1 pseudogene is annotated in these 310 nt (G+C 36.8%); it reads right to left on the bottom strand.

Annotated elements, in window-relative coordinates:
• Positions 1–299: pseudogene (locus tag C1G53_RS13295) on the bottom strand (heparinase); the annotation flags it as partial.
• Positions 300–310: the final 11 nt, after the last annotated feature.

The raw sequence follows: 310 nt of genomic DNA, 5'->3' as shown, positions 1-310 counted from the left end.
ACCACTAACAGAATATTCAGTCCCTTTCCTTGACAGCTAAAAGCCAAACCGCTTTCTATCAAATGATAGTCTGTTTGGTAAACTGGCAATTGCTTGACACGAATTGCTTCATCTGCTAATAGAGTAAATGTAACTAATCTATCTTGAAAACTCTCTTTTTTGACCAGTTTATTGGTCTCTACTAGTTGGTTGTATCGAGGAGAACGCACGGTTTTCTGGATTTCAAAATCCTTTTGACTATATAGCCGAAGATCATTTAACCGCTCTTCTCCAATCTTGACTCTTTCATCTAAAATCAATTGACTGATCA

Origin of the sequence: Streptococcus suis (assembly GCF_002960445.1) — a bacterium.
Taxonomy (GTDB): Bacteria; Bacillota; Bacilli; order Lactobacillales; family Streptococcaceae; genus Streptococcus; species Streptococcus hyiners.
The sequence above is the reverse complement of the archived record's forward strand: the minus strand, read 5'-3'. Positions and strand labels throughout refer to the sequence as shown.